At 34.0% G+C, this 25063-nt stretch carries 17 protein-coding genes, 4 tRNA genes and 1 pseudogene; 18 read left to right on the top strand and 4 right to left on the bottom strand.

The window, feature by feature from the left end; all coding sequences use genetic code 11:
• The 6 genes from ACKXGU_RS00330 (at position 1) to ACKXGU_RS00305 (ending at position 3626) form a co-directional block, all read left to right on the top strand.
• Positions 1-1188, top strand: coding sequence for a THUMP-like domain-containing protein (locus ACKXGU_RS00330; protein ID WP_463466092.1), 1188 nt, complete (start codon positions 1-3; stop codon positions 1186-1188).
• Positions 1189-1192: 4 nt separating this feature from the next.
• Positions 1193-1855, top strand: a complete 663-nt coding sequence (locus ACKXGU_RS00325; protein ID WP_463466091.1) for an HAD family hydrolase — start codon at positions 1193-1195, stop codon at positions 1853-1855.
• Between the two features lie 139 nt (positions 1856-1994).
• A tRNA-Ser gene (locus ACKXGU_RS00320) sits at positions 1995-2078 on the top strand.
• A gap of 21 nt (positions 2079-2099) precedes the next feature.
• A tRNA-Pro gene (locus ACKXGU_RS00315) sits at positions 2100-2174 on the top strand.
• A 37-nt stretch (positions 2175-2211) separates the two neighbouring features.
• Positions 2212-2285 (top strand) — tRNA-Arg (locus ACKXGU_RS00310).
• A gap of 138 nt (positions 2286-2423) precedes the next feature.
• Positions 2424-3626, top strand: coding sequence for a phage integrase SAM-like domain-containing protein (locus ACKXGU_RS00305; protein ID WP_463466090.1), 1203 nt, complete (start codon positions 2424-2426; stop codon positions 3624-3626).
• 1 nt (position 3627) lies between these two features.
• Here ACKXGU_RS00305 and ACKXGU_RS00300 read toward each other — a convergent pair whose 3' ends face one another.
• Entirely contained in the window at positions 3628-3990 is a 363-nt protein-coding gene (locus ACKXGU_RS00300; protein ID WP_463466089.1) for a hypothetical protein, read from the bottom strand.
• Positions 3991-4383: 393 nt separating this feature from the next.
• Between ACKXGU_RS00300 and ACKXGU_RS00295 the strand changes: the two genes are divergently transcribed.
• The 8 genes from ACKXGU_RS00295 to ACKXGU_RS00260 all read left to right on the top strand — a co-directional run bounded on the left by ACKXGU_RS00295 (position 4384) and on the right by ACKXGU_RS00260 (position 13785).
• Positions 4384-5859, top strand: coding sequence for a type I restriction-modification system subunit M (locus ACKXGU_RS00295; RefSeq protein ID WP_463466088.1), 1476 nt, complete (start codon positions 4384-4386; stop codon positions 5857-5859).
• On the top strand, positions 5856-6947 hold the full coding sequence (locus ACKXGU_RS00290) for a restriction endonuclease subunit S (protein ID WP_463466087.1): 1092 nt from the start codon (positions 5856-5858) through the stop codon (positions 6945-6947). The genes ACKXGU_RS00295 and ACKXGU_RS00290 overlap by 4 nt, the downstream gene beginning before the upstream one ends.
• Positions 6944-7516: a hypothetical protein gene (locus ACKXGU_RS00285; RefSeq protein WP_463466086.1), complete on the top strand. Its 573-nt coding sequence runs from the start codon at positions 6944-6946 to the stop codon at positions 7514-7516. Before ACKXGU_RS00290 ends, ACKXGU_RS00285 begins: the two co-directional genes overlap by 4 nt.
• Positions 7517-7574: 58 nt before the next feature.
• A complete protein-coding gene (locus ACKXGU_RS00280; RefSeq protein ID WP_463466085.1) occupies positions 7575-8108 on the top strand; it encodes a hypothetical protein in 534 nt (177 codons plus the stop codon).
• A gap of 9 nt (positions 8109-8117) precedes the next feature.
• Positions 8118-11564, top strand: coding sequence for a DEAD/DEAH box helicase family protein (locus ACKXGU_RS00275; RefSeq protein WP_463466084.1), 3447 nt, complete (start codon positions 8118-8120; stop codon positions 11562-11564).
• 391 nt (positions 11565-11955) lie between these two features.
• Positions 11956-12264 carry a hypothetical protein gene (locus ACKXGU_RS00270; protein ID WP_463466083.1) on the top strand — a complete coding sequence of 103 codons (309 nt, stop codon included), beginning with the start codon at positions 11956-11958 and terminating at the stop codon, positions 12262-12264.
• A 589-nt stretch (positions 12265-12853) separates the two neighbouring features.
• Positions 12854-12925, top strand: a tRNA-OTHER gene (locus ACKXGU_RS00265).
• Positions 12926-13086: 161 nt separating this feature from the next.
• Positions 13087-13785 (top strand): TapB family protein, encoded by a 699-nt coding sequence (locus ACKXGU_RS00260; protein WP_463466082.1) that lies wholly within the window; start codon positions 13087-13089, stop codon positions 13783-13785.
• 15 nt (positions 13786-13800) lie between these two features.
• On the opposite strand, the gene ACKXGU_RS00255 is transcribed toward ACKXGU_RS00260, so the two are convergent.
• Positions 13801-15849, bottom strand: a complete 2049-nt coding sequence (locus ACKXGU_RS00255) for an HD family phosphohydrolase (RefSeq protein WP_463466081.1) — start codon at positions 15847-15849, stop codon at positions 13801-13803.
• 129 nt (positions 15850-15978) lie between these two features.
• Here ACKXGU_RS00255 and ACKXGU_RS00250 point away from each other — a divergent pair, with 129 nt between their 5' ends.
• Together ACKXGU_RS00250 and ACKXGU_RS00245 are read left to right on the top strand one after the other, a co-directional pair.
• Positions 15979-17157 carry an acetyl-CoA C-acyltransferase gene (locus ACKXGU_RS00250; RefSeq protein WP_463466080.1) on the top strand — a complete coding sequence of 393 codons (1179 nt, stop codon included), beginning with the start codon at positions 15979-15981 and terminating at the stop codon, positions 17155-17157.
• Between the two features lie 13 nt (positions 17158-17170).
• Positions 17171-17923, top strand: coding sequence for a C40 family peptidase (locus tag ACKXGU_RS00245; protein WP_463466079.1), 753 nt, complete (start codon positions 17171-17173; stop codon positions 17921-17923).
• A gap of 47 nt (positions 17924-17970) precedes the next feature.
• Here ACKXGU_RS00245 and ACKXGU_RS00240 read toward each other — a convergent pair whose 3' ends face one another.
• Both ACKXGU_RS00240 and gyrA read right to left on the bottom strand, forming a co-directional pair.
• Positions 17971-19215 (bottom strand): tetratricopeptide repeat protein, encoded by a 1245-nt coding sequence (locus ACKXGU_RS00240; protein ID WP_463466078.1) that lies wholly within the window; start codon positions 19213-19215, stop codon positions 17971-17973.
• An 11-nt stretch (positions 19216-19226) separates the two neighbouring features.
• Positions 19227-21786 (bottom strand): annotated as a pseudogene (gene gyrA / locus ACKXGU_RS00235) (DNA gyrase subunit A).
• Positions 21787-22043: 257 nt separating this feature from the next.
• On the opposite strand from gyrA, the gene ACKXGU_RS00230 reads away from it, so the two are divergent.
• Positions 22044-24590: an ATP-dependent Clp protease ATP-binding subunit gene (locus ACKXGU_RS00230; RefSeq protein ID WP_463467393.1), complete on the top strand. Its 2547-nt coding sequence runs from the start codon at positions 22044-22046 to the stop codon at positions 24588-24590.
• Between the two features lie 80 nt (positions 24591-24670).
• Positions 24671-25039: a hypothetical protein gene (locus tag ACKXGU_RS00225; protein WP_463466077.1), complete on the top strand. Its 369-nt coding sequence runs from the start codon at positions 24671-24673 to the stop codon at positions 25037-25039.
• The last annotated feature ends 24 nt before the right edge of the window (positions 25040-25063 follow it).

The raw sequence follows: 25063 nt of genomic DNA, 5'->3' as shown, positions 1-25063 counted from the left end.
TTGGATAAATCAATATTAAATATTGAAAATCAAGAGTTTATAAGCACTCATCTTGAAGATAACATTACACAAATTCTATTTAAAAAGCATCATGGCATTACTACAGACATAAAACTATTAGTTGGACAGATTGAAGCCAAAAAACGTTGCGAAAACAAGTTACCAACTTGGTATAATATGCCTTTAATTATTTATCCAAACAAGTTGAACATTGAACAAACCTCATCTGAAATCACCGCGAAATACAAAGCTGATTTAATTGAAGCTATGGGGAATTCCCTGATTGATATTACTGGTGGGTTTGGTGTCGATACTTATTACTTTTCAAAACATTTTGATAGTGTAACCCATTGCGAAATTAATGAGGAACTATCTGAAATAGTCGAGCACAATTTTAATCAGTTACAAGTCAAAAATATCAATTGTGTTAATTATGATGGAATAGAATATCTCGAAAAATCAAAAGCAGCTTTTGATTGGATTTACATTGATCCTTCCAGACGACATGACGTTAAGGGTAAGGTGTTTTTCTTAAACGATTGTCTACCCAATGTCCCTAAACATTTAGATTTGTTATTCTCAAAAAGTGATCATGTTCTCATTAAGACGTCTCCGCTTCTGGATATTTCAGCGGGTATTAATGAACTGGACCACGTTAAATCCATTTTTGTTTTGGCAGTAAACAATGAAGTCAAGGAACTTTTGTGGGTTTTAGAAAAGAATAATAAGAGCCCTATTGAGATTACAGCAGTCAATTTAATAAAAAATAAGGAAGAGGTATTCTGTTTTGATATTTCAAAAGAATCCAGTTATGATGTGGATTTCAGCCATCCACTTACCTATTTGTATGAGCCCAATTCTGCCATTTTAAAAGCAGGTGCTTTTAATAGTTTAGCGTCGCAATTCAATTTATGTAAGCTAAACAAACATACCCATTTGTATACATCAGACACTTTGATTGAATTTCCTGGTCGCATATTTAAGGTTGAAAATGTCATACCTTACAATAAAAAAACATTTAAAAAAACGAATATAAAAAAAGCCAATATCACTACACGGAACTTTCCTGAATCCGTAAAAGACATTCGAAAAAAATTCAGCATTCAGGATGGTGGTGATAATTATCTTTTTTTTACGACCAATTCTAACAATGAAAGAATTGTAATCATTTGTAAAAAACAAAAATGAATATATGTTAAAAGCTGTACTCTTTGATATGGATGGTGTAATTGTTGATACTGAACCGCTGCACCACAAAGCTTACTTTGGAATGTTTGACTCTGTAAAAATTGATGTAACGGAAGAACATTATCAGACATTTACGGGTCAATCAACAATTAATGTCTGTAAACATTTATGCGACCATTTTAGCATTCAGAAAAATCCAGAAGAGCTCGTGCAAATTAAGCGTAGTATTTTTAAAGAACTTTTTATAAGTGACTCCAGTCTAAAAATGCTAGATGGTGTTTTCGACTTGATAAAAGACTACCATCAAAATGAACTCACACTAGTATTGGCGTCCTCAGCATCCATGCAAACCATCAATAGTGTATTTGATAGATTTGATTTAGACAAATATTTTAAAGGTAAATTAAGCGGAGCAGATTTAAAGGCATCAAAGCCACATCCGGAAATCTTTTTGAAAGCAGCACAAACGGCCGGGTTTGAGACTAAAAACTGCATGGTCATCGAAGATTCCACAAATGGTATTCAAGCGGCCAATTCTGCTGGCATTTTTTGTGTTGGGTTTAAAAGTCCGCATTCAAAAAATCAGGATTATTCCAAAGCAAATAAAATTATTTCTGACTTTGATGAAATTCGATACGATAAGATCAAAAATATTCTAATACATTAAGCTTAAACAGTTTACTCAAAAACTTCCTACAAAAGTTTTCCCTATTCTAAAAACAACACAAAAAATTCAAAAAATAGTTGCGTTCTTTGTAATGAAAAGTTACATTTGCATCCGCATTAAAAGAACGTTCTTTTCAATTGGAGAGGTGCCAGAGTGGTAATGGAGCAGATTGCTAATCTGTCGACGCGTAAGTGTCGCCGGGGTTCGAATCCCCGTCTCTCCGCACTTTAATGATAACCTTATTCGGGGTGTAGCGTAGCCCGGTTATCGCGCCGCGTTTGGGACGCGGAGGTCGCAGGTTCGAATCCTGCCACCCCGACTTAATCTTTTTTCATCGCGCCGTTGCGTGATTGAATGGTCGCGTAGCTCAGCTGGATAGAGCATCTGCCTTCTAAGCAGACGGTCACAGGTTCGAATCCTGTCGCGATCACTAACTAACCTTCTGATTATCAGGAGGTTTTTTTATTTATAACAAATTTAATTATTCCAGAGAAGCATAATTTGGCTATTTAATCAGCCATTATTTTTGCACATAGTTTGCACAACTTGACCATAACACTTCCAAATTATGGCAAATGTAAAAACTACACTAGACACCAGAAGAGCAAAGTCTGATGGTACTTACAACATTATTTATCGTATTACACATTACAAGAAAGTGTACACTATTAATTCAGGTACATCAATTATTGAAAGCTACTGGGATGACGAACATTCTAGAATTTCAAAACAGCACCCAAATGCTAAATTGCTAAACTTAAAACTATTAAAAGATTACTTTAAAATTGAGAAAGCTATTCTAACACTTGACAATGATTTTACAATTGAAAAATTAAGAAATATCATCAAAGGTAATCCACCAAACAGTTCATTAACATTTAAAAAGTTTGCACAAAATTTAATAGATCAAATGCTTGCTACGAACAAAACTGGTAACGCCATAGTTTATCGTACAGCAATGAACAGCTTTTTAACCTTTTGTAACAAGGATATATTGTTTACAGATATAGATTATAAACTTCTGGATAAATATAGACACCACTTACAGCTACAAGGCCTTAAACAAAATAGCATTTCCAACTACTTCAGGACAATTAGAGCCATCTATAATAAGGCTATTAAGCATAAGATTGTTGATAGATCCAACTATCCATTTTATGATATTAGCATCAAGTCCCAGAGAACTGAAAATAAGGCTATTTCTAAAGCTGTTATTCAAAAGCTCAACAAACTAGATATAGTTAATGATTCGCAACATTATAGGTCGTTAAATTACTTTATGTTAAGCTTCTATTTAAGGGGTATATCATTTACAGACATGGCATATTTAAAGCATTCTAACATCATAAATAACAGAATACATTATACAAGACGTAAAACACATAAACAGTATAATATTAAACTATTTAGTCAGGCAAAATCAATTGTAAATCGTTTACATCAAAAAGATCAAGATTATTTGTTACCTATTTTGCCTAACAACATTATTGAGGACAGTTTAGAAGCTAAAAAGATTATTAAACAGTGGATAAAGACTACTAATAAGTATCTAAAACGTTTTTCTCTGGAATTACAATGTGAAATAACTATTACAACCTATAGTAGTAGGTACTCATTTGCCAATATTGCAAAACAATTGGGTTACTCAAATGAGCTCATTGCAGAAGCATTAGGCCATTCTTACGGAAATAGGACAACAGCAATTTATTTGGACGCATTTGATACAAATAAAATAGATGCCATGCATCAGGAAGTTATTGATATAAAATAAGTTACTTTTCAATCTTTCGGGAAGCTATTTTTTTAAATCTACTTCCCGGAAGCCCTGCTGTACCATCTTTAAGGGCAACTCGTAGCATCTTTTTAGTTTTGTGGTGTAAATGCTGTTTTTCTACTTTTGAAACCCAATCAGGCCTTTTTGCCCCAACTTTTGCTTTTAGTAAGGCATATGCATTTCTTACAAGTGATACGTTACTATGTTTTGAGTGAATTTTATTCCATAAATACAATGGTGATTCATCAATAAGCTGTTTTATGGTGCGCTGTTTTTTATCTGTTCTTAAAACATCATTTAATCTGTACTTATCACCAATTTTGATGTCGTCATTTTGAATTTTATTGTTCTGAAGTGCCATTTTTTAGTATTGAGTGAAGCATTTTTTTTCATTGGAAATTACCACCAACATATTACTTCCCTTGAAGCAGTGAAAGTACGTCTAAAACCATTGAAATCCAATGCTATACAACACTTTTGCGAAATTCTCAATAAAAATTTTACTTGCATGATATAGCTAAAAATAGGTCGTATTTTGGCCTATTTTGACCCCTTTTTTAACATTTCAAAAAACGGAATTGCATTATTCTCAATAAAACAGGCTTTTTTTTGAGAGTTTAAATTTTCAATTTGATGAATTCATCTAAAATTTGATACTATTTTTCACATAAAAACGCCAAATTTCTAGAAATTACCATTCAACTATGTTATTTTAGACGTTCTATTAAAACCAACTTAAACTACATTATTTTAAATGATCACAGGCGAACTCAAATCAAAAGTCGATAAAATATGGGATACATTCTGGTCTGGCGGAATATCAAACCCACTAACAGTAATAGAACAATTTACTTACCTACTATTTTTACGCAGATTGGATGAACGACAGCTATTAGAAGAAAAGAAAGCTAATACAGTAGGTATTCCAATACAAAATGCATTGTTCACACCAGATCAAAAGGAGCTTCGCTGGAGCTCTTTCAAGAATAAAGACCCAGAAAGCATGTTCGAGCTGTTTACAAGGCCTTCAGTGGAAGGCATGACAGTCTTTGATCATATGAAACAAGTTGGGCATAAAGCAGGCATTTTTGCTGATTTTATGAAGAACGCCAACTTTATTATAGCAACGCCCAAACTACTTGATCAGGTAGTTCAACTCATTGATGCCATTGATATGAAAGATAGAGATACCAAAGGTGATCTCTATGAGTACATGCTGTCTAAAATTGCGTCAGCAGGTACTAACGGACAATTTAGAACACCACGCCATATTATAAGGATGATGGTTGATATTGTACAACCTAAAAAAGATGATATAATCTGCGATCCATCTGCAGGAACAGCAGGATTTTTAGTAACGGCTAGCGAATATTACCGAGATAACCATAACGATTGGTTTTTAGATAAAGACTTTAGAGACCATTTTAATAATGACATGTTTAATGGTATTGAAATAGATGATACTATGGTGCGTATTGGTGCTATGAACTTGCAATTACATGGTATTGATAGCCCAAATTTGATGAAAAACAATGCTCTTGGTGAGAGTTTGGCAGACATTAGAAATCAGTACTCACTAATATTAGCCAATCCGCCATTTAAAGGTGCTTTGGATTATGATGTGGTGGAAGGTTCAATACTTAAAATGGTCAAGTCTAAAAAGACCGAATTGCTATTTTTAGCATTGATGCTTCGTATGCTTAAAACAGGTGGTAGATGTGCAGTAATCGTACCAGATGGCGTGCTATTTGGTAGTTCTAAAGCACATAAACAAATAAGACAAGAAATTATTGAAAATCATAAACTAGATGCGGTTATTTCTATGCCTAGTGGTGTTTTTAAACCTTATGCAGGTGTAAGTACTGCGGTGCTGTTCTTTACAAAAACAGGAACAGGAGGAACAGACAAGGTTTGGTTCTATGATATGCAGGCCGATGGGTATAGTTTAGATGATAAGCGTTCACAGATTAAGGAAAATGATATTCCAGAGATCCTATCTAGGTATCATAACATGCAAGGTGAACTGGAACGAGCTAGAACTGAAAAGAGCTTCTTGGTACCTTTTGATGAGATTAAGGAAAATGATTGGGATTTATCTATCAATCGCTATAAGGAGATTGTTTATGATGAAATTGAGTACGATGCACCTGCAACCATTATTAAGGATATAGAATTACTAAATAAAGAACGATATGAGGCTTTAACTACTTTAAAAGAGATGTTACGATGAAAATGGTACAATTAGGAGAAATAGCTAGCTTTAGTCAAGGTCAACAAGTTTCTATACCAGATCAGAAAACTGAACAATTTGAAAATTCTGATACTTTTTTAAGAATAGTAAATTATACTCAAAACTCTCAAGATTTTAGATACATACCAAAACAGAATCAAAAGTATCATGTAAATGCTGACGATATTATAATGGTGAGATACGGTGCTGTAGGTTTTGTAGGTAGAGGACTTGAAGGTGTTCTTGCGAACAATATGTTCAAGGTAAATTATGATAAAAATCTTGTTAATGGTGATTTTCTTTACAGGGCTCTTTGGAGTAATTCGGTTCAAAGACAATTACTTCATGCTTCACAAAGTACATCAATGTCTGCTATTAATTTTAAAACCGTATCAAGAGTAAAGCTTCCACTACCACCAATAGACCAACAAAAACAAATAGCCAATATATTAGATACCGCAGATGCCTATAGGCAAAAGACAAAAGCACTTATAGCTAAATATGATGCGCTAACTCAATCCCTATTTCTGGATATGTTTGGGGATCCTGTTACTAATCCGAATGGTTGGGAAAGTAAAAAGTTAGGTCTTGTTTCTAGCATGAAAGCTGGGAAATTTATAAAAGCATCAGAAATACATCCTCAACAAAGTACTGACTTATATTCGTGTTATGGAGGAAATGGTTTGAGAGGATTTGTTAAATCATTCACGCATGAGGGAGAATTTATTTTAATAGGAAGACAAGGAGCTTTGTGTGGTAACGTTAAGATGGTAAATGGCAAATTTCATGCTACAGAGCATGCAATTGTTTGCACACCTATTATGGAATACAAAACGTTATGGCTTTACCACATGTTAGATATGATAAACTTGAACAAATATGCTACAGGTGCAGCACAACCAGGCTTAAATGTTGGGACTTTAGCAGAATTGGAAATAATGTTCACACCTTATGACCTTCAAATACAATTTGCAGAACGAGTTAAAGCAATTGAAGTCCAAAAAGCAATAGCACAGCAAGAACTGAATAAAGCAGATGAATTGTTTAACAGCCTATTACAAAAGGCATTTAAAGGAGAATTAATATGAAAACAAAAACATTACTTATTGCAATTTTATTAGTATTTGCGTTGCAATCATGCAAAAAGAACACTTCTAGTTCAAATAGTTATAATAATTCTAAAAGTAGTTATTATGAAGATGATGAGGAAGCTTATCCAGATGACACATATTGCGCTGATGTGGATTACTACAACCCAAAAACTGGTTTCAGTAACAACTACACTTTAAATGTAGATGTTGAATATAATGAAGTGGTTAAAATATCTTTTTCGAGCGGCTGGCTTGATAGTAGCGAGTTTTCATCAGAAGAATTAAATGATAATGGATATTGTGAAATTACATTATATGATGGCAGAGAATTTGAAATTCAAATTACAGGTCCAGCATGTTCATTTGATGATGGCTATTATCTAGAAAATGACGTAGCTGATAGTACGTGTCCCAGATGTGGTTATTCAAAAGATGAGTATGATGATTATTGTGAAGATTGTAAAAATTATTTAGAAAACACATGCTCGCGTTGTGGTGCGTTTGAATATTATGTTTACCGCGGACTTTGTACCGATTGCAAACAAAATGATGAAGATGAATGGTAAATTAGAAAACAAGGTTCTTACAATTGCAATAACGTAATGAATTTCAAGAGAATATATTATGAGAAATTACTTAAATGAAAACGGTACCTTTTACCATATTACACCAGCAATAAATTGGGAAAAAATTAGGTTTCAAGGTTTGAGACCAGATAATAAAGGTATTTGCGTTTTAAGAACAAACAAATTAGATATTATTAACGCAGTAATTAACACTCAAATACGTGAAATTGAAAATGGCAATGAATATGCTCTTATAAAAATAAATTTAGGATTGGACCATTATTCAATAGATTCGTATGAGCCAGATATTTTAACTGAAAATGATTGGACATGGCCTTTGCATAACAATATTAAAGTAATAAATATTCCATGTCATCTACTTGAACTAGTTGGATTTTTCACATACAATAGTTTGGATGGGAATCAAGCATCATCCAATAGGAAATTGTATGAAACCGAGCAGTTTTTTCTAGATTCATTTAAAATTGTATATGAATCTCATTATAAAGTAAATTTTGATGGAAAATTATTGGATCAAGGATACAAAAAACACTATATATCTGCAGAAAAACGAGATATAACGAGATATTAGTTTAAGTTAATGAGTAATTTTCAATTTCTACATAAGCAATGGCCAGCCATCTATAAGGAAGCTAAAGAAGCTGAACAGCTTACTTTAACTTCGCCCAAAGCAAGTGCTTTAATTGCTCGTAGTGCTTTAGAAAAAGCCGTACAATGGCTGTATGATAATGATGTAGATTTGGAATGGCCTTATGATACCAAGCTATCCAGTTTAATACACGCCCAGTGTTTTAGGGAAATCATTAAGCCTTCCATGTTTAGGGAGATTAACCTAATTCGCCTCAATGGTAATGCAGGTGCTCATGGTAAATCCATTTCGCACGATCAGTCAATTGCCAGTATTAAAAACCTGTTTCGTTTTTTAAGCTTTATAGGCTTGTACTACAGCGAAGAAGATATTAAGATTCCAACGTTTACCATGGGGATTATACCAGATGGTAATGAACATAAAGCCACGCTTAAAGAACTGCAAAACATAGAGCGTCAGTTAGACCAGAGAAGGGAAAAAGAGCAACTAGAACGTAAAAAGCTGGAAGAACAGGCTAACGAAATTGAACTACTTAAAAAGCAGTTAAAAGCACAACAAATAGCTAATAAGCAACGTCGAGTTAAACGTGAAAAGGTTAAAGACCCAGATGAGGTAATACCAACTTTAATTCCAGAATCAGTTACACGTAAGCTTTACATTGATGTATTGCTTAAAGAAGCAGGTTGGGAAAACCTAAAAGATGGTAAAGATTTGGAATATGAGATATCTGGTATGCCTGTTAGTACTAATCCATCTGGTGTAGGATATGTTGATTATGTTCTCTGGGGTAAAGATGGTAAGCCTTTAGCTGTTGTGGAAGCTAAAAAAACCATGGCAGATGCTAGAAAAGGTAGACATCAAGCTGAATTGTATGCCGATTGTTTAGAACAATCATACACCCAAAGGCCTATAATATTTTATACCAATGGTTTTGAAACCTTTATTTGGGATGATACATTCTACACTGATCGAGAAATACAAGGCTTTTACACCCAAAATGAGTTACAATTACTCATTGATAGAAGAACAACAAGAAAAGACCCAAGAAAATTTAAGGTTAACACTAATATTGCAGGTAGAGATTACCAATTGGAAGCTATTCAAAGAGTTGCAGAAAATATAGTGGTTGATGCACCAAATGGTAAATTAAGAGGTGCCCGACGAGAGAGCTTACTAGTTATGGCTACAGGATCAGGTAAGACCAGAACTGCAACAGCTATTGTAGATATGTTTACCAAATGCAATTGGGCTAAACGGGTGTTGTTTCTTGCTGATAGAAATGCATTAGTAACACAGGCTAAAAATGCCTTTAGAGAACATTTACCAGAGCTTTCAGCCATAGATTTAACCAAAGAAAAAGAAGATAGTAAAACAAGGCTGGTGTTTTCAACATATCCAACCATAATCAATAAGATTGATAAAGTAAAGACAGATGATCAACGCTTCTATGGTGTAGGTCATTTCGATTTAATCATCATTGATGAAGCCCATCGTTCTGTATATCAGAAATACAGAGCCATATTTGAATATTTTGATGCCATGCTATTAGGTTTAACAGCAACACCAAAAAAGGATATTGACCATAACACCTATGGCCTATTTGGTATTGAAGATGATAATCCAACATTTGCCTACGAATTGGATAGAGCTGTTAATGATGGTTATCTAGTACCACCAAAAGCTATTAGTGTACCACTAAAATTCCAAAGAGAAGGAATTAAGTACCATGAATTATCAGAAACTGAAAAGCTAGAGTATGAAGAAAAATTTGGTGATCCAACCAATGAAGAAGCACCTGATACAATCAGTAGTGGTGCGCTTAACAAATGGTTATTTAACACAGATACTGTTGATAAAGTATTGGAACACCTTATGAATGATGGTATTAAAGTAAGTGGTGGTGATAAACTTGGCAAGACCATCATTTTCGCAAAGAATCATAAGCATGCAGTCTTTATTGAAGAACGCTTTAATAAAAACTATCCAGAATATGGTGGTAAGTTTTTACGTGTAATTGATAATTACGAAACTAAAGCACAGGATTTACTGGAAAAGTTTGTCGACCCTTATCAGGAACAAGAACCACAAATAGCGGTATCTGTAGATATGATGGATACAGGTGTTGATGCACCGAGAGTAGTAAATTTGGTGTTTTTTAAATTAGTGCGTAGTGCTTCTAAATTTTGGCAAATGATAGGAAGAGGCACACGGTTATGCCCAGATTTATTCGGTCCAGATCAGGATAAAAAGGAATTTTTAATATTTGATTACTGCCAAAACTTTGAATTTTTTGATGAGTATCCAGATGGTGCAAATGCTTCAAATGATAAGCCTTTATTACAACAAATATTTGAAGCTAAACTAAAGGTCACACAACTTGTAGCAGACATTCCAGAAAAAACAAATGAGCAAGTAGAAATTAGAAATAAGTATTTAGATGAGCTTCATGGTAGTATTAAAAATCTAGATGAAAATAGGTTTGTGGTGCGAAAAGAATTGAGGTATGTTAAAGAGTATAGCAATAAATCAAAATGGTTTAATCTATCAAAAAGTGATGTGCAAGAAATAAACACGCATTTGTCAAATTTACAGCCTGCAAATAAGAATGATGATGAATTAGCTAGACGTTTTGATATGTTAGTGCTTATTTATCAAATATTGTTGCTCAACGAATCTGGAAATACAGGAAAATACATGAGCAAGATTTTCAGGACAGCCGCAGCTTTACAAAAGAAAGATAATATTCCACAGGTCGCACAGCACATAACATTAATTAAAAATGTGCAGACAGAACAATACTGGAGCACTATTAATATTAAAAAACTTGAAGAATTAAGGGTAGCACTACGTGAACTAATTAAATATCTTGAAATAGAAAAACAAGATCCGGTATACACTAATTTTGAGGATGAAATTGATTTAGACAACATCACATCAAGAGAGCCTGTAAATACATACGTTAGCCTGCAGTCTTACAAGGATAGAGTTGAAAGTTATATTCGTAAAAACAAGAACCATTTGACAATAAATAAGCTCTGTAATAATATAGCTATTACTAAAGCAGAGCTCAATCAATTAGAAAAAATACTATTCACGGAAAGTGTGGCCGGTACTAAAGAAGATTTCATTAAACAGTATGGCGAACAGCCATTAGGAAGCTTTATCCGAAGTATTACAGGACTAAATGAGCAAACTGTAAATGAAGCGTTTGCAGATTTCTTACAAACAGGCAATTTAAGAGCAGATCAGATCACTTTTGTTAGGACAATAATGTCATATCTCACCAAGAACGGTACCATAGATAAACAAATGCTCTTTGAACCACCATTTACAGACCTTAATGATCAAGGCCTAATTGGTGTATTTGAAAATGATGCAGACGTAACAAAAATTGTTAAAATCATTGATTTGATTAATAATAATGCCATTGTAGCCTAGAAAATAACTTAATATGTTACAACTAGTCGCATCCCAGACCTTTGTGTGTGAGGTCGGATGCTCCAGTGAAGCAAAATAACACAGCACTTACCTACCCCACTTTATCATAATACAAAAAGTGAATTTCTATAATTTAACTTGTGACCAACAAATAAGGTGTATAATTAACAGGTCTATTTTTACCGATTTGATTAAAATAATTAACTTTAGTAAATAGAATTAATATTGCTATAACTTCATCTTTGCTTTAGAATTAATTAATTTAACAGTTCTATTAAACATAAATGAAATTGCTGAATTGTAGTTGTGGTATATTTAACTATTTAATGAAAATAAAATTTAAAAAGAATCTAAAATTTTAGTTGTTTAATTTAATTAAAAAATATTTTGTATGGATGCTATTGGATCTGTTTTAGTCCCTGTTGCTTGCCTTTCATTTGGATATGTTCTTGCCATGATGACATTACCAATAAGAGATAAGGAAGCTGAACTTGAGAGTGCTATTAAATACGATGAGATGTCTAAATCATTAAAGTTTGAAAGGTCTTGTGTTAGAGAATATGCATTAAGAATTGATAAATTAGAGAAAGAACTAGAATTGTTAAAAAACAAGCATTCTGATGATGAAGTAAATAATTCTGGACTTAATGATGGTTATGAACCTATTCGACCTGATTCATTTGATGACCTTATGAAGTAAATGATATTAAAATTTTTTCTAAATACATAAGACTACTACCAACAAACACCCCCTTGCTTAAAAAGAAAGATTCGGTAACCCCGCCTTATTAATTTCAATCTAAACCAAAGCTATATTTACATAATGTAATAGTTATGGTACAGCAGAGCTGTAAGCCATAACCACATTATGTAAAATAGCCGCTCTCCAACGCTTTTAATAGCACATTACAATTTATGTCTAAATTGTAACGAGCTATTTGTTTTACCAGTATGAGTAGCTTAATTATAAGCTTTACACGGTAAAACTTTATAATACGCTACACATACTTTACGCATACCATACTTTTTTACTAAATTACAACCAGAAAATTTGAGAGAAATGATTTCCAACTATTTAGCTAGAAGATTATCATGTCTTTTTAAGAGAAGACACATGATTAATCAAAAAGAAAATAATTATCCGATAGCCACAAAAAACAAGTGGCTTTATCCAACAGATAATTTCGGAAAACTTGAAAGAGGCGTCGAAAATTAATATATTATACAATCAGGTTAAGTTTTGCACATTATTTGCACATTGCTTCTCTGGAATTGATAAGGTTAATAAAGATCGCGCATTAGAACATGTGCCCATCTGCCTTCTAAGCAGACGGTCACAGGTTCGAATCCTGTCGCGATCACTTAAAGCCTTAACTTATTATGTTAAGGCTTTTTTGTTTCTAACTCCGAAACCAACCTTCAGGGCAATAGTTTTAGCTTTTTTGTTATTTTTTTTATTAATTTAGGTACGTAATTTATCTTAATAAATTAGACAAAAAACAACCAATTAAATTATTATATCATGAAACAAATATCTAACATTGTTGCCTTCATCTTAATTTTAACGACATTTTCATTTGCACAAGCTCAATCCTGTAGTGACTACTACCCAATGTCCAAAGGAACAACTTATGAGCTGACAAAGTATGACAAGAAAGATAGATTGGAATCTGTAATTACTAACACAGTTATCAATTTCCAAAAAAATGGTTCTACTGAAACAGCAACCATTAGCTCTATTACTACAGATAAAAATGGTAAAGAAAGTTTAAATTCAGAATATACTATAAGCTGTGATGGCAAGGGTACTACTATTGATCTAAATACCTTGTTAAAAAACAGAATTGAAGCCACTCAAACCAATTCAGATATTGAGTCAGAAATAACAGGTACAAACCCTTTTACGCCGAATAACCTAACTGTTGGGCAAGATTTGCCAGACTCAAATATGAAAATGGATTTCCATGCTGGTGATATCAATATGAGTTTTGGTGCCAATTCAACTGACAGAAAAGTTGTTGGTAAAGAACAGATTACCGTTCCCGCAGGGACATTTGGTTGCATTATCATAACGGCTAAAAATGAAATAAAAATGTTGATAACAAAACATACCACATCAAAAATATGGATTGCTGAAGGTGTGGGAGTAGTTAAAGAGGAGACATATAATAAAAAAGGGCATTTAGAGAGTTATGAAGTACTAACTAAATTCAATAAGTAAGAAATCTGAATAATTTTATTCGGGATATTCAATTCGCAAATGATATATGTTAGCTAACTTATGCTTCAATACTTTTTTTATGGACTGTATTTCCTTGAATGTAATGTTGGCGTTTAAGAACTGACCATCATTCATTTGCTTATTGATAATGTTTTCAACAAAGACATCAATTTTTGATGATGTTGGCTCTTTTAAACTTTTAGATGCTGCCTCAACACTATCACACATCATTAAGATCGCTGTTTCTTTACTGAAAGGTTTTGGTCCAGGATATTCAAATTCAGAAACGTCTAAATCTGCATTAATTTCTTTTTCTTTTTTATAAAAATAATAGACCACACTGGTTCCATGATGCGTCCGGATAAAATCTATAATCCTATCTGGTAAATTATTTTTACGGGCAATTCCAATACCATTGATTACATGATTAATAATGATTGAAGCACTCTCTCGTGAGGATAACTCATCATGCGGATTGATTCCTGTCGATTGATTTTCAGTAAAATAAGTAGGGTTTTTCATCTTACCAATGTCATGATACAAAGCACCTACCCTAACCAACATGGCATTGGCGCCTATTTCGTTGGCTGCTGCCTCTGCAAGGTTTGCAACATTTAATGAATGATGAAATGTTCCTGGAGCTTTATTTGAAAGCTCCTTTAAGAGTTTGGTATTGGTATCTGATAGTTCCAACAATGAGACATCAGAAACCAATCCAAATAATTTTTCATAGGCATATATTAGAGGCTGAACAAAAAGTGTAGCTAAACCACACAAGATAAACAACCCGAATGTTTCCCATTTCAGTGTATCTACACTACCTTCATGAATAACAAAAAAAGCGAAGTAAGCAACAATGTAAATAAGAGTTATTTGTCCAACAGATATGAATAAATTAGCGCGTTTATACAACTCCGAAACGGTCAAAATAGTGACAATTCCTGCTATAATCTGCAAAAACATATATTCATAACTATTAGACACAATAAAGCCTAAAAGTAAAACCGTAATAACATGGGCAAACAAACCAAGTCTGGCATCAAAGAAAGCCTTTAAAACCAATGGTAAAATACATATGGGAACTACATAGACGTATTTTGAGTTGTAGTTTACCACCAATGTTGTAATGAAAATCATCAAAAACACATTGAAGAAAATAAAAGTGACCTTGGTGTTATTTTCAAAAACTTCAGGTCTATACTTTTTAATAAATAGCAAAAGCATCAAAAGTGCTAATGAAACCAACAGTGTATAGGCTCCAATGACCCAATAGTAGTTGGAGTCTGTCCAGACTTGAGATTCATATTCTGCTTCAAGCGATTTTAAAATCTGGAATTTATCGCCCTCAACAACCTCTCCTTTTGATATAATTAAGGTTTCGCGTTCAATGCTACCTCTTGTATAGGCCACTTTGTCAAGCTCACTTTGAATAACCCGGTCTGTAAACAACTTATTGAAAGTAATATTGGGCTCAATAACATCATAGAACAACGATACAAAATCTGTCTTGAAACCCTTAAAGGTGTCATCTAACAAACTGTTATCAATAATGGATGTAAGCTGGTTTTGCTTTAATAATTGTGAAAACTGAGTTCGCTCCTTTTCAATTTTATTGTTAAGGATAATAATATTTCTGTCTCCTGAAAAATTATAGTCATCACCTAAAATGCCTTTGGAATAAAGTCTATTAATTATTTGCTCACCATGCTCAAAGAATAATGCACTTGTGGCAACATCCAATGTGTCAGGAAATACATTTTGAAATTCAGATTTATAATTGCCCAACACTCTTTCATAAACCTTATCATCTAAATCAAAAAACAGTGTGGCATTATCCTTAATAGCTTGCTTTTCGGAATTGATTTCAGCATCTGTTTTTTTAATAGCAAAATCAAAGGGAGCCTGCAAGCTTTCAGATTGCCAGGGTTTACCTCTTTCAAAATTATATTTAAACTTACCGCTTTTGGGAAACAGATAAACTATAAGGAAGGTCGTACTAATAAACAACAATAACTTATAACCCAAGGAATGGTTTCTGTATAATAAATTAATGAAGTCTTTCATTCTATAGCTTTATAATGTCAAATGTAATAAAAATATCACCGTTAATTGTGCAAGTATAATGTATCAATCATTCTAGATTCTATGAAAAAATGATTAATTTTGCGCCTATAAAAATTAAACCCACACAAAATGAGTAAAGAAGTTGTTATTGTCTCTGCTGCACGAACTCCAATCGGTAGTTTTTTAGGTTCATTATCTACAATTCCAGCTCCCCGGTTAGGAGCTATTGCCATAAAAGGCGCTTTAAGCAAAATAAACTTAAAACCTGAGTTGGTTCAGGAGGTATTAATGGGTAATGTCGTTCAGGCTGGAACTGGTCAAGCTCCAGCAAGACAAGCAGCTATTTACGCAGGAATCCCAAATACGGTGCCTTGCACCACAGTCAATAAAGTATGTTCTTCAGGAATGAAAGCCGTTATGCAAGGCGCTCAAAGTATTGCTTTGGGTGATACGGACATCATTGTTGCAGGAGGTATGGAAAATATGAGTTTAATTCCTCATTATTTGCACGCCAGAAATGGTACCAAATTTGGTCCTGCAACATTGATTGATGGCATGCAAAAAGATGGTCTGGTTGATGCTTACGACCAAAACGCTATGGGTGTCTGTGCAGATGCCTGTGCTGTGGAATACAATTTTTCCAGAGAGGAACAAGATGCATTTGCGATTCAATCTTATGAGCGTTCAGCAGCAGCATGGGAATCAGGTAAATTTGATAATGAAGTGGTACCTGTTGAAGTACCTCAAAGACGAGGGGATGCATTGGTTATTTCAAAAGATGAGGAGTACACTAATGTCAAAATAGAAAAAATACCTGCACTACGTCCGGCTTTTACAAAAGAAGGGACAGTAACAGCCGCAAATGCTTCAACCATTAATGATGGTGCAGGTGCTATGGTATTAATGAGTAGAGAAAAAGCCGAAGAACTTGGATTAAAACCTTTAGCAACCATAACAGGCTATGCCGATGCTGCACATGAACCGGAATGGTTTACAACAGCTCCAGCCAAAGCACTTCCTAAAGCGCTCGACAAAGCTGGAATTACAATTGATGATGTGGATTACTTTGAGTTTAATGAAGCTTTTTCTGTCGTTGGTTTAGCCAATATGAAAATTTTAGGTCTTAATGATTCCAATGTTAATGTCAATGGTGGTGCCGTTTCATTAGGACACCCTCTTGGTTGTTCTGGTGTTAGAATTTTGATTACGTTATTAAATGTTTTAGAGCAGAATAATGCTAAAATTGGTGCCGCAGCAATATGTAATGGCGGTGGTGGTGCTTCTGCTATGGTAATAAAAAGAAATTAACCACAGTTAGTTCATGCAATACGGCATTTGCAATTTAAGCATAGTTCCGCTTCGGATTGAATCTTCAGATACCTCTGAAATGGTATCTCAAGTATTGTATGGCGATTTTTTTAAAGTACTAGAAAAACGGAAATCTTGGAGTAAAATCCGGTTAGCTTTTGACAAATACGAAGGTTGGATTGACAACAAACAATATATTGAAATATCTAAAGATCAATATGATTTTTTGCATGCTGAAAAACCTCATGTATCTACTGATTTAGTTGAATTTGTTAAAGATTCAGCTAATCAACTGTATCCAATACCAATTGGATCATGTTTGAATGGATTGAGCATTTTAAATCATTCCCACGACGGAAATGCTGTTCAAAAAAAATTCTCAAAAGATCATTTAATCACAACAGCTTTTTTATACCTGAACGCTCCTTATTTATGGGGAGGAAAAACCCCTTTTGGTATCGATTGCTCTGGATTTACCCAGATGGTTTATAAGCTCAATGGTTACAAAATTTTTAGAGATGCTTCCCAACAAGCAACTCAAGGTGAAGCCTTAAGTTTCATTGAAGAAAGTGATCCTGGTGATTTAGCTTTTTTTGATAACAATGAAGGTCAAATTGTCCATGTAGGTATTATCATGAAAGATAATTTTATTATTCATGCCCACGGAAAAGTTCGCATTGATAGACTCGATCATTCAGGAATATACAATGTAGAAAAAGGGATTCACACTCATAAGTTAAGAGTAATCAAAAAAATAATACCATAAAAAAAGCACTACAAATTGTAGTGCTTTTTTGTTTATTATATCATCTCTTATCCGCCAAGCTCTTCAACTTTGGCTTTCATTTTCTTTTGATTCTCTGAATCCCCAAGAGCTCCGTAAATACTCATTAAGGTTTTAGCCACACCAACATCGTCTGGCTTGACTTCTAATATTGTTGTTAAATATGGTATTATTTTTTTAAAGTTTTTTTCTCGTTGCTCTTTTAATTCATCATACTTTTTGTTGTCAGCTGTAGAATTACCTAAATTGTTCATTTCTTCTAAAATAGATACGTCATCTTCTAAAATTAAACTTGACAAATCGTATAATGCATCAACGTAGTTAGGATCCATATCGATCACTTTTTGATAATACCCTTTTGCAGCTTCAACATCTTTGTTTTTGGCAGATAATTGACCCAAATAATAAACCAAGTCCAGATTATTGGGATCCAATTTGATAGCTTCTTGTATTAAAGCAGTAGATTCTTCTATGTTTCCTAATTTGTAATGTAAATCGGCTTCTGTTAGAATTAAATTAGAATCGTTAGGTTTATTGGTTCTAGCTCTTTTTATAGCAGCAATCGCTTCATCTTTTTTATCCAAGTGTGCATATAAAGCGGCAATTCTTTCAACAATTTCACCTGATTTGGATTCTGACATACGTTCAGTCGGTTTTATATGGGTTCCCGCCTTTACATACAAATCTCTAGTATCTTTTTCAAACTTCTCCTCTTTATTTTCTTCAATATTAAAGGCATAATACTCCTTAACTCGGCCGGTATATCCCATATCATCTAACTTTAAATAACTATTCAATGCTTTTTCATAATCTTGTCCTCTATCTGAACTAATTGCTGAATTATAAAGATATATAGTATCGTTTGGTTTAACTTTATAAACTTGCTCGAACTTATTTGCTGCATCAACAAAGCTCCCATCAGTATATAATGAATGCCCCTTTAACAACAAATCATTTCCAATAGACTGGCGAAACATTGATGCATCAGAAGCATAATCATTACCTACCTTATTAAGGTGCTCAATGGCTGCATTTACATCCTCATTATTTGCTGTCCCATTGGCAAAAAGTGCTTCGGCCATTAACAAATTGTATTGAGATGCTTGTTTGCCATCCATTTCAGACATCATGGCTTTTGCTTGGCCTAATGCTGCTTTTGCTTCTGCGAAATTGTTGCTTTTAATTGCTTTATCTGCTGCACGTAATTCTTTTTTTTGAGCAAATGACAGTGAACTTAACAAAACTGTCAAAACAAATAATATCGATTTATTCATGTTTAAATTATTTAATTATCATTATTTTCATTCACGCCATCATTATCAATAGCCGTGCCATTTTCATTATTCACATCTGACGCGTCATCAACTATTTCTTCGTCATTCTCATCTTTCATCACTTTAGCAACAGCTGCAATGGAGTCACCTCCTTTAAGATTAATCAACTTAACGCCTTGGGTAGCCCTTCCCATAACACGCAAATCGTTAACCTGCATTCTAATGGCAATGCCCGATTTATTGATAATCATTAAATCATCATCATCCGTAACTGATTTGATAGCTACCAAGTGACCTGTTTTTCCTGTAATAGAAATCGTTTTAACACCTTTTCCACCACGGTTTGTAATTCTGTAAACGGCTTCACCATCTTCAGGATCATCAATGTATGTTCGCTTACCATAGCCTTTTTCTGAAACAACTAAAACAGACTCTTCTTGTGGATTTTCAATAGCAATCATTCCGATGACTTCATCTTGAGCATTGGCCAATGTTATACCTCTAACACCAGACGCATTACGTCCCATTGGTCTCGTTTTAGCTTCTTCAAATCGAATGGCTTTACCAGATTTCAATGCTAACATTACTTGGCTGTTACCAGTTGTTAGTTTTGCTTCCAACAACTCATCATCTTCTTTGATGGTAATAGCATTAATACCATTTGTTCTCGGTCTTGAATATTGCTCCAAAGATGTTTTCTTAACCTGACCATTTTTGGTAGCCATAATCACATAATGACTATTAATATAATCCTCATCCTTCAAATCCTGGGTACAGATGAAAGCCATGACTTTATCATCCTGCTCAATATTGATCAAATTTTGAATAGCTCGTCCTTTAGAAGTTTTACTGCCTTCAGGAATTTCATAAACACGCATCCAGAAACACTTACCTTTTTGAGTAAAGAACAACATATACTGGTGGTTCGTTCCAACAAATAGATGCTCTAGGAAATCCTCATTTCGGGTTGTGGACGCTTTTTGTCCAACACCACCTCTGTTTTGAGTTTTATATTCAGTTAAAGAGGTACGCTTAATATATCCAGCATGCGAAATGGTAATCACTACTTGCTCATCAGGAATCATATCCTCAATACTCAAATCACCTCCTGCATATTCTATTTGAGAACGTCTTTCATCACCATACTTTTCCTTAACCTCAAGTAGTTCCGTTTTGATGATATCCATACGTCGCTCCTTTTTGTCAAGGATATCTTTCAAATCCTCAATGGTCTTCATCAACTCTTCATATTCTGAACGCAATTTATCCTGCTCAGAGACCGGTTAATTGACGTAATCGCATTTCTACGATTGCTTTGGCCTGAATTTCAGAAAGCTCAAATCGTTCAATTAATTTTTCTCTGGCTTCTTCAGCATTTGATGAAGCTCGAATCAAGGCAATCACTTCATCGATATTATCTGAAGCAATGATTAACCCTTCTAAAATATGAGCACGCTCTTCCGCTTTACGTAATTCATAGGTTGTACGTCTTACTACAACTTCATGACGATGCTCCACAAAATGATAGATTAAATCCTTTAGATTCAATAACTGTGGTCTTCCCTTAACCAGTGCAATATTATTCACACTAAAAGAAGATTGTAAAGCCGTGTATTTAAAAAGTTTGTTTAATACAATATTTGGAATCGCATCACGCTTTAAAACATAAACGATACGCATACCATTTCTATCAGATTCATCTCGAATAGTAGAAATACCTTCTAATTTTTTTTCATTAACAAGATCAGCAGTTTTTTTAATCATGTCTGCCTTATTCACTTGATAAGGAATCTCTGTTACAATGATACATTCACGACCCTGAACTTCTTCAATGTTTGCCTTTCCACGCATCACAATTCGTCCGCGTCCTGTTTTGAAAGCTTCACGAACACCATCATAACCATAAATGGTTCCTCCAGTTGGAAAATCGGGAGCTTTGACGTGAGTGATTAATTCATCTATATCAATATCATTGTTTTCTATATAAGCAACTGTACCGTCAACTACTTCACTTAAATTATGCGGCGGCATATTGGTAGCCATACCGACAGCAATACCCGATGCTCCATTAACTAATAGACCGGGAATACGTGTGGGCAAAACTGTTGGTTCTTGTAATGTATCATCAAAATTAAGTTTGTGGTCAACTGTTTCTTTTTCGATATCTGCCAACATGTCTTCAGATATCTTACGCATCCGTGCTTCAGTATAACGCATTGCTGCGGGACTATCGCCATCAATTGAGCCAAAGTTTCCTTGACCATCAACAAGCATGTAACGTAAGCTCCACTCCTGCGCCATTCGGACCATGGTATCATAAACTGAAGTATCGCCATGAGGATGATACTTACCCAATACTTCCCCAACAATTCTTGCCGATTTTTTATGTGCCGAATTAGATCTAACACCAAGTTCATGCATTCCATATAACACACGTCTGTGAACAGGCTTTAAACCATCTCGAACATCAGGTAAAGCACGTGACACAATGACCGACATTGAATAATCAATGTAGGCTGATTTCATCTCATCTTCAATGTTAATTGGAATCAATTTTTCTCCTTCTGCCATATATAAATTTATTAGATTTTGTGTAGGTTTTGTAAACGTGCTAATATAACCATTTCAGTAGTGACAGCAAGACTTCCCTATTTGTTTTTTCGGATTTTTTATTAACAATTTTACACCGTATTATAGTTAATAAGTATGCTGTTAATTATTTTGATTTTATAAACTTTTTTTTGTCTATTAGCAAAGAGCATAATTTAGGTACAGTTTTTGACCTTAAAAATATGTTTAGTACATTTAATGCAGAAAGGATTTTATTTATGGATGATAATTTTTCACCAAGAGTTAAAGATGTTATAGCTTACAGTAAAGAGGAAGCTTTACGTTTGGGTCATGATTTTATTGGTACCGAACATTTAATGCTCGGGCTATTAAGAGATGGCAACGGAAAGGCTATTAATATTTTGAATGCTTTAGAGATAGATTTAAACCATTTGAGACGAAAGGTGGAAATTTTAAGTCCTGCAAATCCAAATGTAGCGGTTGCATCAAATGAAAAGAAGAACTTACACCTTACAAGACAAGCAGAACGTGCTCTTAAGACCACTTTTTTGGAAGCTAAATTATTCCAAAGCACCTCTATAAATACAGCACATTTACTACTTTGTATTTTAAGGAATGAGAATGACCCTACCACAAAACTTTTGAATAAGTTGAAAGTTGATTATGACAATGTTAAAGAGCAGTTTAAATTTATGATAACAAATGACGAAAATTATATAGAACCCAAAGCAGAATCTTTTCAAGATGATGATTCAGCGGATGAGGATACTTCAAAGGACAATTTATTTAATTCTCCCTCTGGTAAGACAAATAAAAAGTCTAAAACACCTGTTTTAGACAATTTTGGACGCGATTTAACGGCTTTAGCCGAAGAAGGCAAGCTTGACCCTGTTGTGGGTAGAGAAAAAGAAATTGAGCGCGTCTCACAAATTTTAAGTCGAAGAAAGAAAAACAACCCGCTCCTTATTGGTGAGCCAGGTGTTGGTAAATCGGCAATTGCAGAGGGTTTAGCCAACCGAATTGTAAAGCGAAAAGTATCTAGAATTCTATTCAACAAGCGTGTTGTAACACTTGATTTAGCCAGCTTGGTTGCTGGGACCAAATATCGTGGGCAGTTTGAAGAACGTATGAAAGCTGTTATGAATGAGCTTGAAAAAAATGACGACATTATCTTGTTCATAGACGAAATTCACACTATTGTAGGTGCTGGTGGCGCAACAGGAAGTTTAGATGCGTCCAATATGTTTAAACCAGCTTTAGCTAGAGGTGAAATTCAATGTGTTGGTGCAACAACTTTAGATGAATACAGACAGTATATAGAAAAAGATGGTGCTTTAGAACGTCGTTTTCAAAAGGTTATCATTGAACCAACTTCTGTTGAGGAAACTATTGAAATATTGAATAATATCAAGGAGAAATACGAAAATCACCATAATGTAGATTATACACCAGAAGCCATCGAAGCTTGTGTAAAATTGACGAACAGGTATATGACAGATCGTTTTCTTCCAGATAAAGCTATTGATGCTTTAGATGAAGCTGGTTCTCGTGTTCATATCACCAATATTAATGTTCCTGATCAAATAATTGATTTGGAAAAACAACTTGAAGCTGTTAAGGAAACCAAATCTTCTGTGGTAAAAAAACAGAAATACGAGGAGGCAGCTAAATTACGTGATGACGAAAAACGCATTGAAAAAGAATTGGCTATTGCTCAAGAAAAATGGGAAGAAGAAACTAAACAACATCGTGAAATAGTTACTGAAGACAATGTAGCCGATGTAGTCTCCATGATGACAGGTATTCCCGTAAATAGAATTGCTCAAACCGAAAGCAATAAATTAGCAAAATTACCTGAATTAATTAAAGGAAAGGTTATCGGTCAAGACGATGCCGTTGCTAAAGTCGTCAAAGCCATTCAGAGAAACAGAGCTGGACTTAAGGACCCTAACAAACCGATTGGATCTTTTATATTTTTAGGTCAAACAGGAGTTGGTAAAACACAATTAGCTAAAGTTCTATCAAAAGAACTATTTGATAGTGAGGATTCACTCGTTAGAATTGACATGAGTGAATACATGGAAAAATTTGCTATATCGCGACTGATTGGTGCACCTCCAGGCTATGTGGGTTATGAAGAAGGTGGACAACTAACCGAAAAAGTTAGGCGTAAACCTTATGCCGTAGTTCTTTTAGATGAAATTGAAAAAGCACATCCTGATGTCTTCAACATGTTATTGCAAGTTTTGGATGATGGTTATTTAACCGATAGTTTAGGACGAAAAATTGATTTTCGCAATACGATCATCATTATGACCTCAAACATCGGGTCAAGAAAACTTAAAGATTTTGGAACTGGTGTTGGTTTTGGGACAGCCTCTCAAAAAGCTCAAGAAGATGCCAATGCCAGAAGTGTTATTGAAAATGCCTTGAAAAAAGCATTTGCACCAGAATTTTTAAATAGAATTGATGATGTAGTTGTTTTCAATGCGCTTGAAAAAGAAGATATTAATAAGATCATAGATATTGAACTTGAAAAATTGATTCTGCGTATTAAAGATCTAGGGTATACATTAAAATTGAGCAAAGCCGCCAAGGATTTTATTGCTGATAAAGGTTTCGATAAACAATATGGAGCTAGACCCCTTAAACGAGCTATTCAAAAGTATATAGAGGATGCATTGGCAGAAGAAATTATAAATTCTCAAATTTCTGAAGGCGATAAAATTTCAATGGATTTGGACACCAAAACCAATGAACTTAAAATAAAAATTGAGTCTCCAAAAAAGAAAACTGAATCTTAAATAAAAGAATCATAAACTTGAAAACTCCGCGTTTTGCGGAGTTTTTTTTGTTTAAATTTTAAAATCATTACCTTTATAATATGGGGAAAATCTTAACATACTCCTTTGGAAAAATCACCATTTATGACAATTATTTGATAGCTGTTATGAATGAAGGGGTGACCATTTTACCTGAATTGAATGATGTACTTGAAAACATTTCCAATGGCTATTTTTCAGGCAAGAATTTTGTTTATATCACCCATAGATTAAATTCCTATGCAGTCGATCCCAATATATACTTTAGAACTTCAAAAATTGAAAATCTCGTTGGTTTTGCGGTTGTTACTGGGAAGAAAATTGTTATTGACAATACTGATCTGGAAAGTGTGTTTCTTTCAAAGCCCTTTAAAACTTATAATAATCTTGATGAAGCAATTAAATGGGCCAATGATTTATGTGAATCATAAGCCTTTTATTTTTTAATAAAAAAA

The organism is Hanstruepera sp. CR43 (assembly GCF_055227665.1).
Note: the sequence above shows the minus strand (reverse complement) of the source record. Positions and strands in the feature narration are given on the sequence as shown.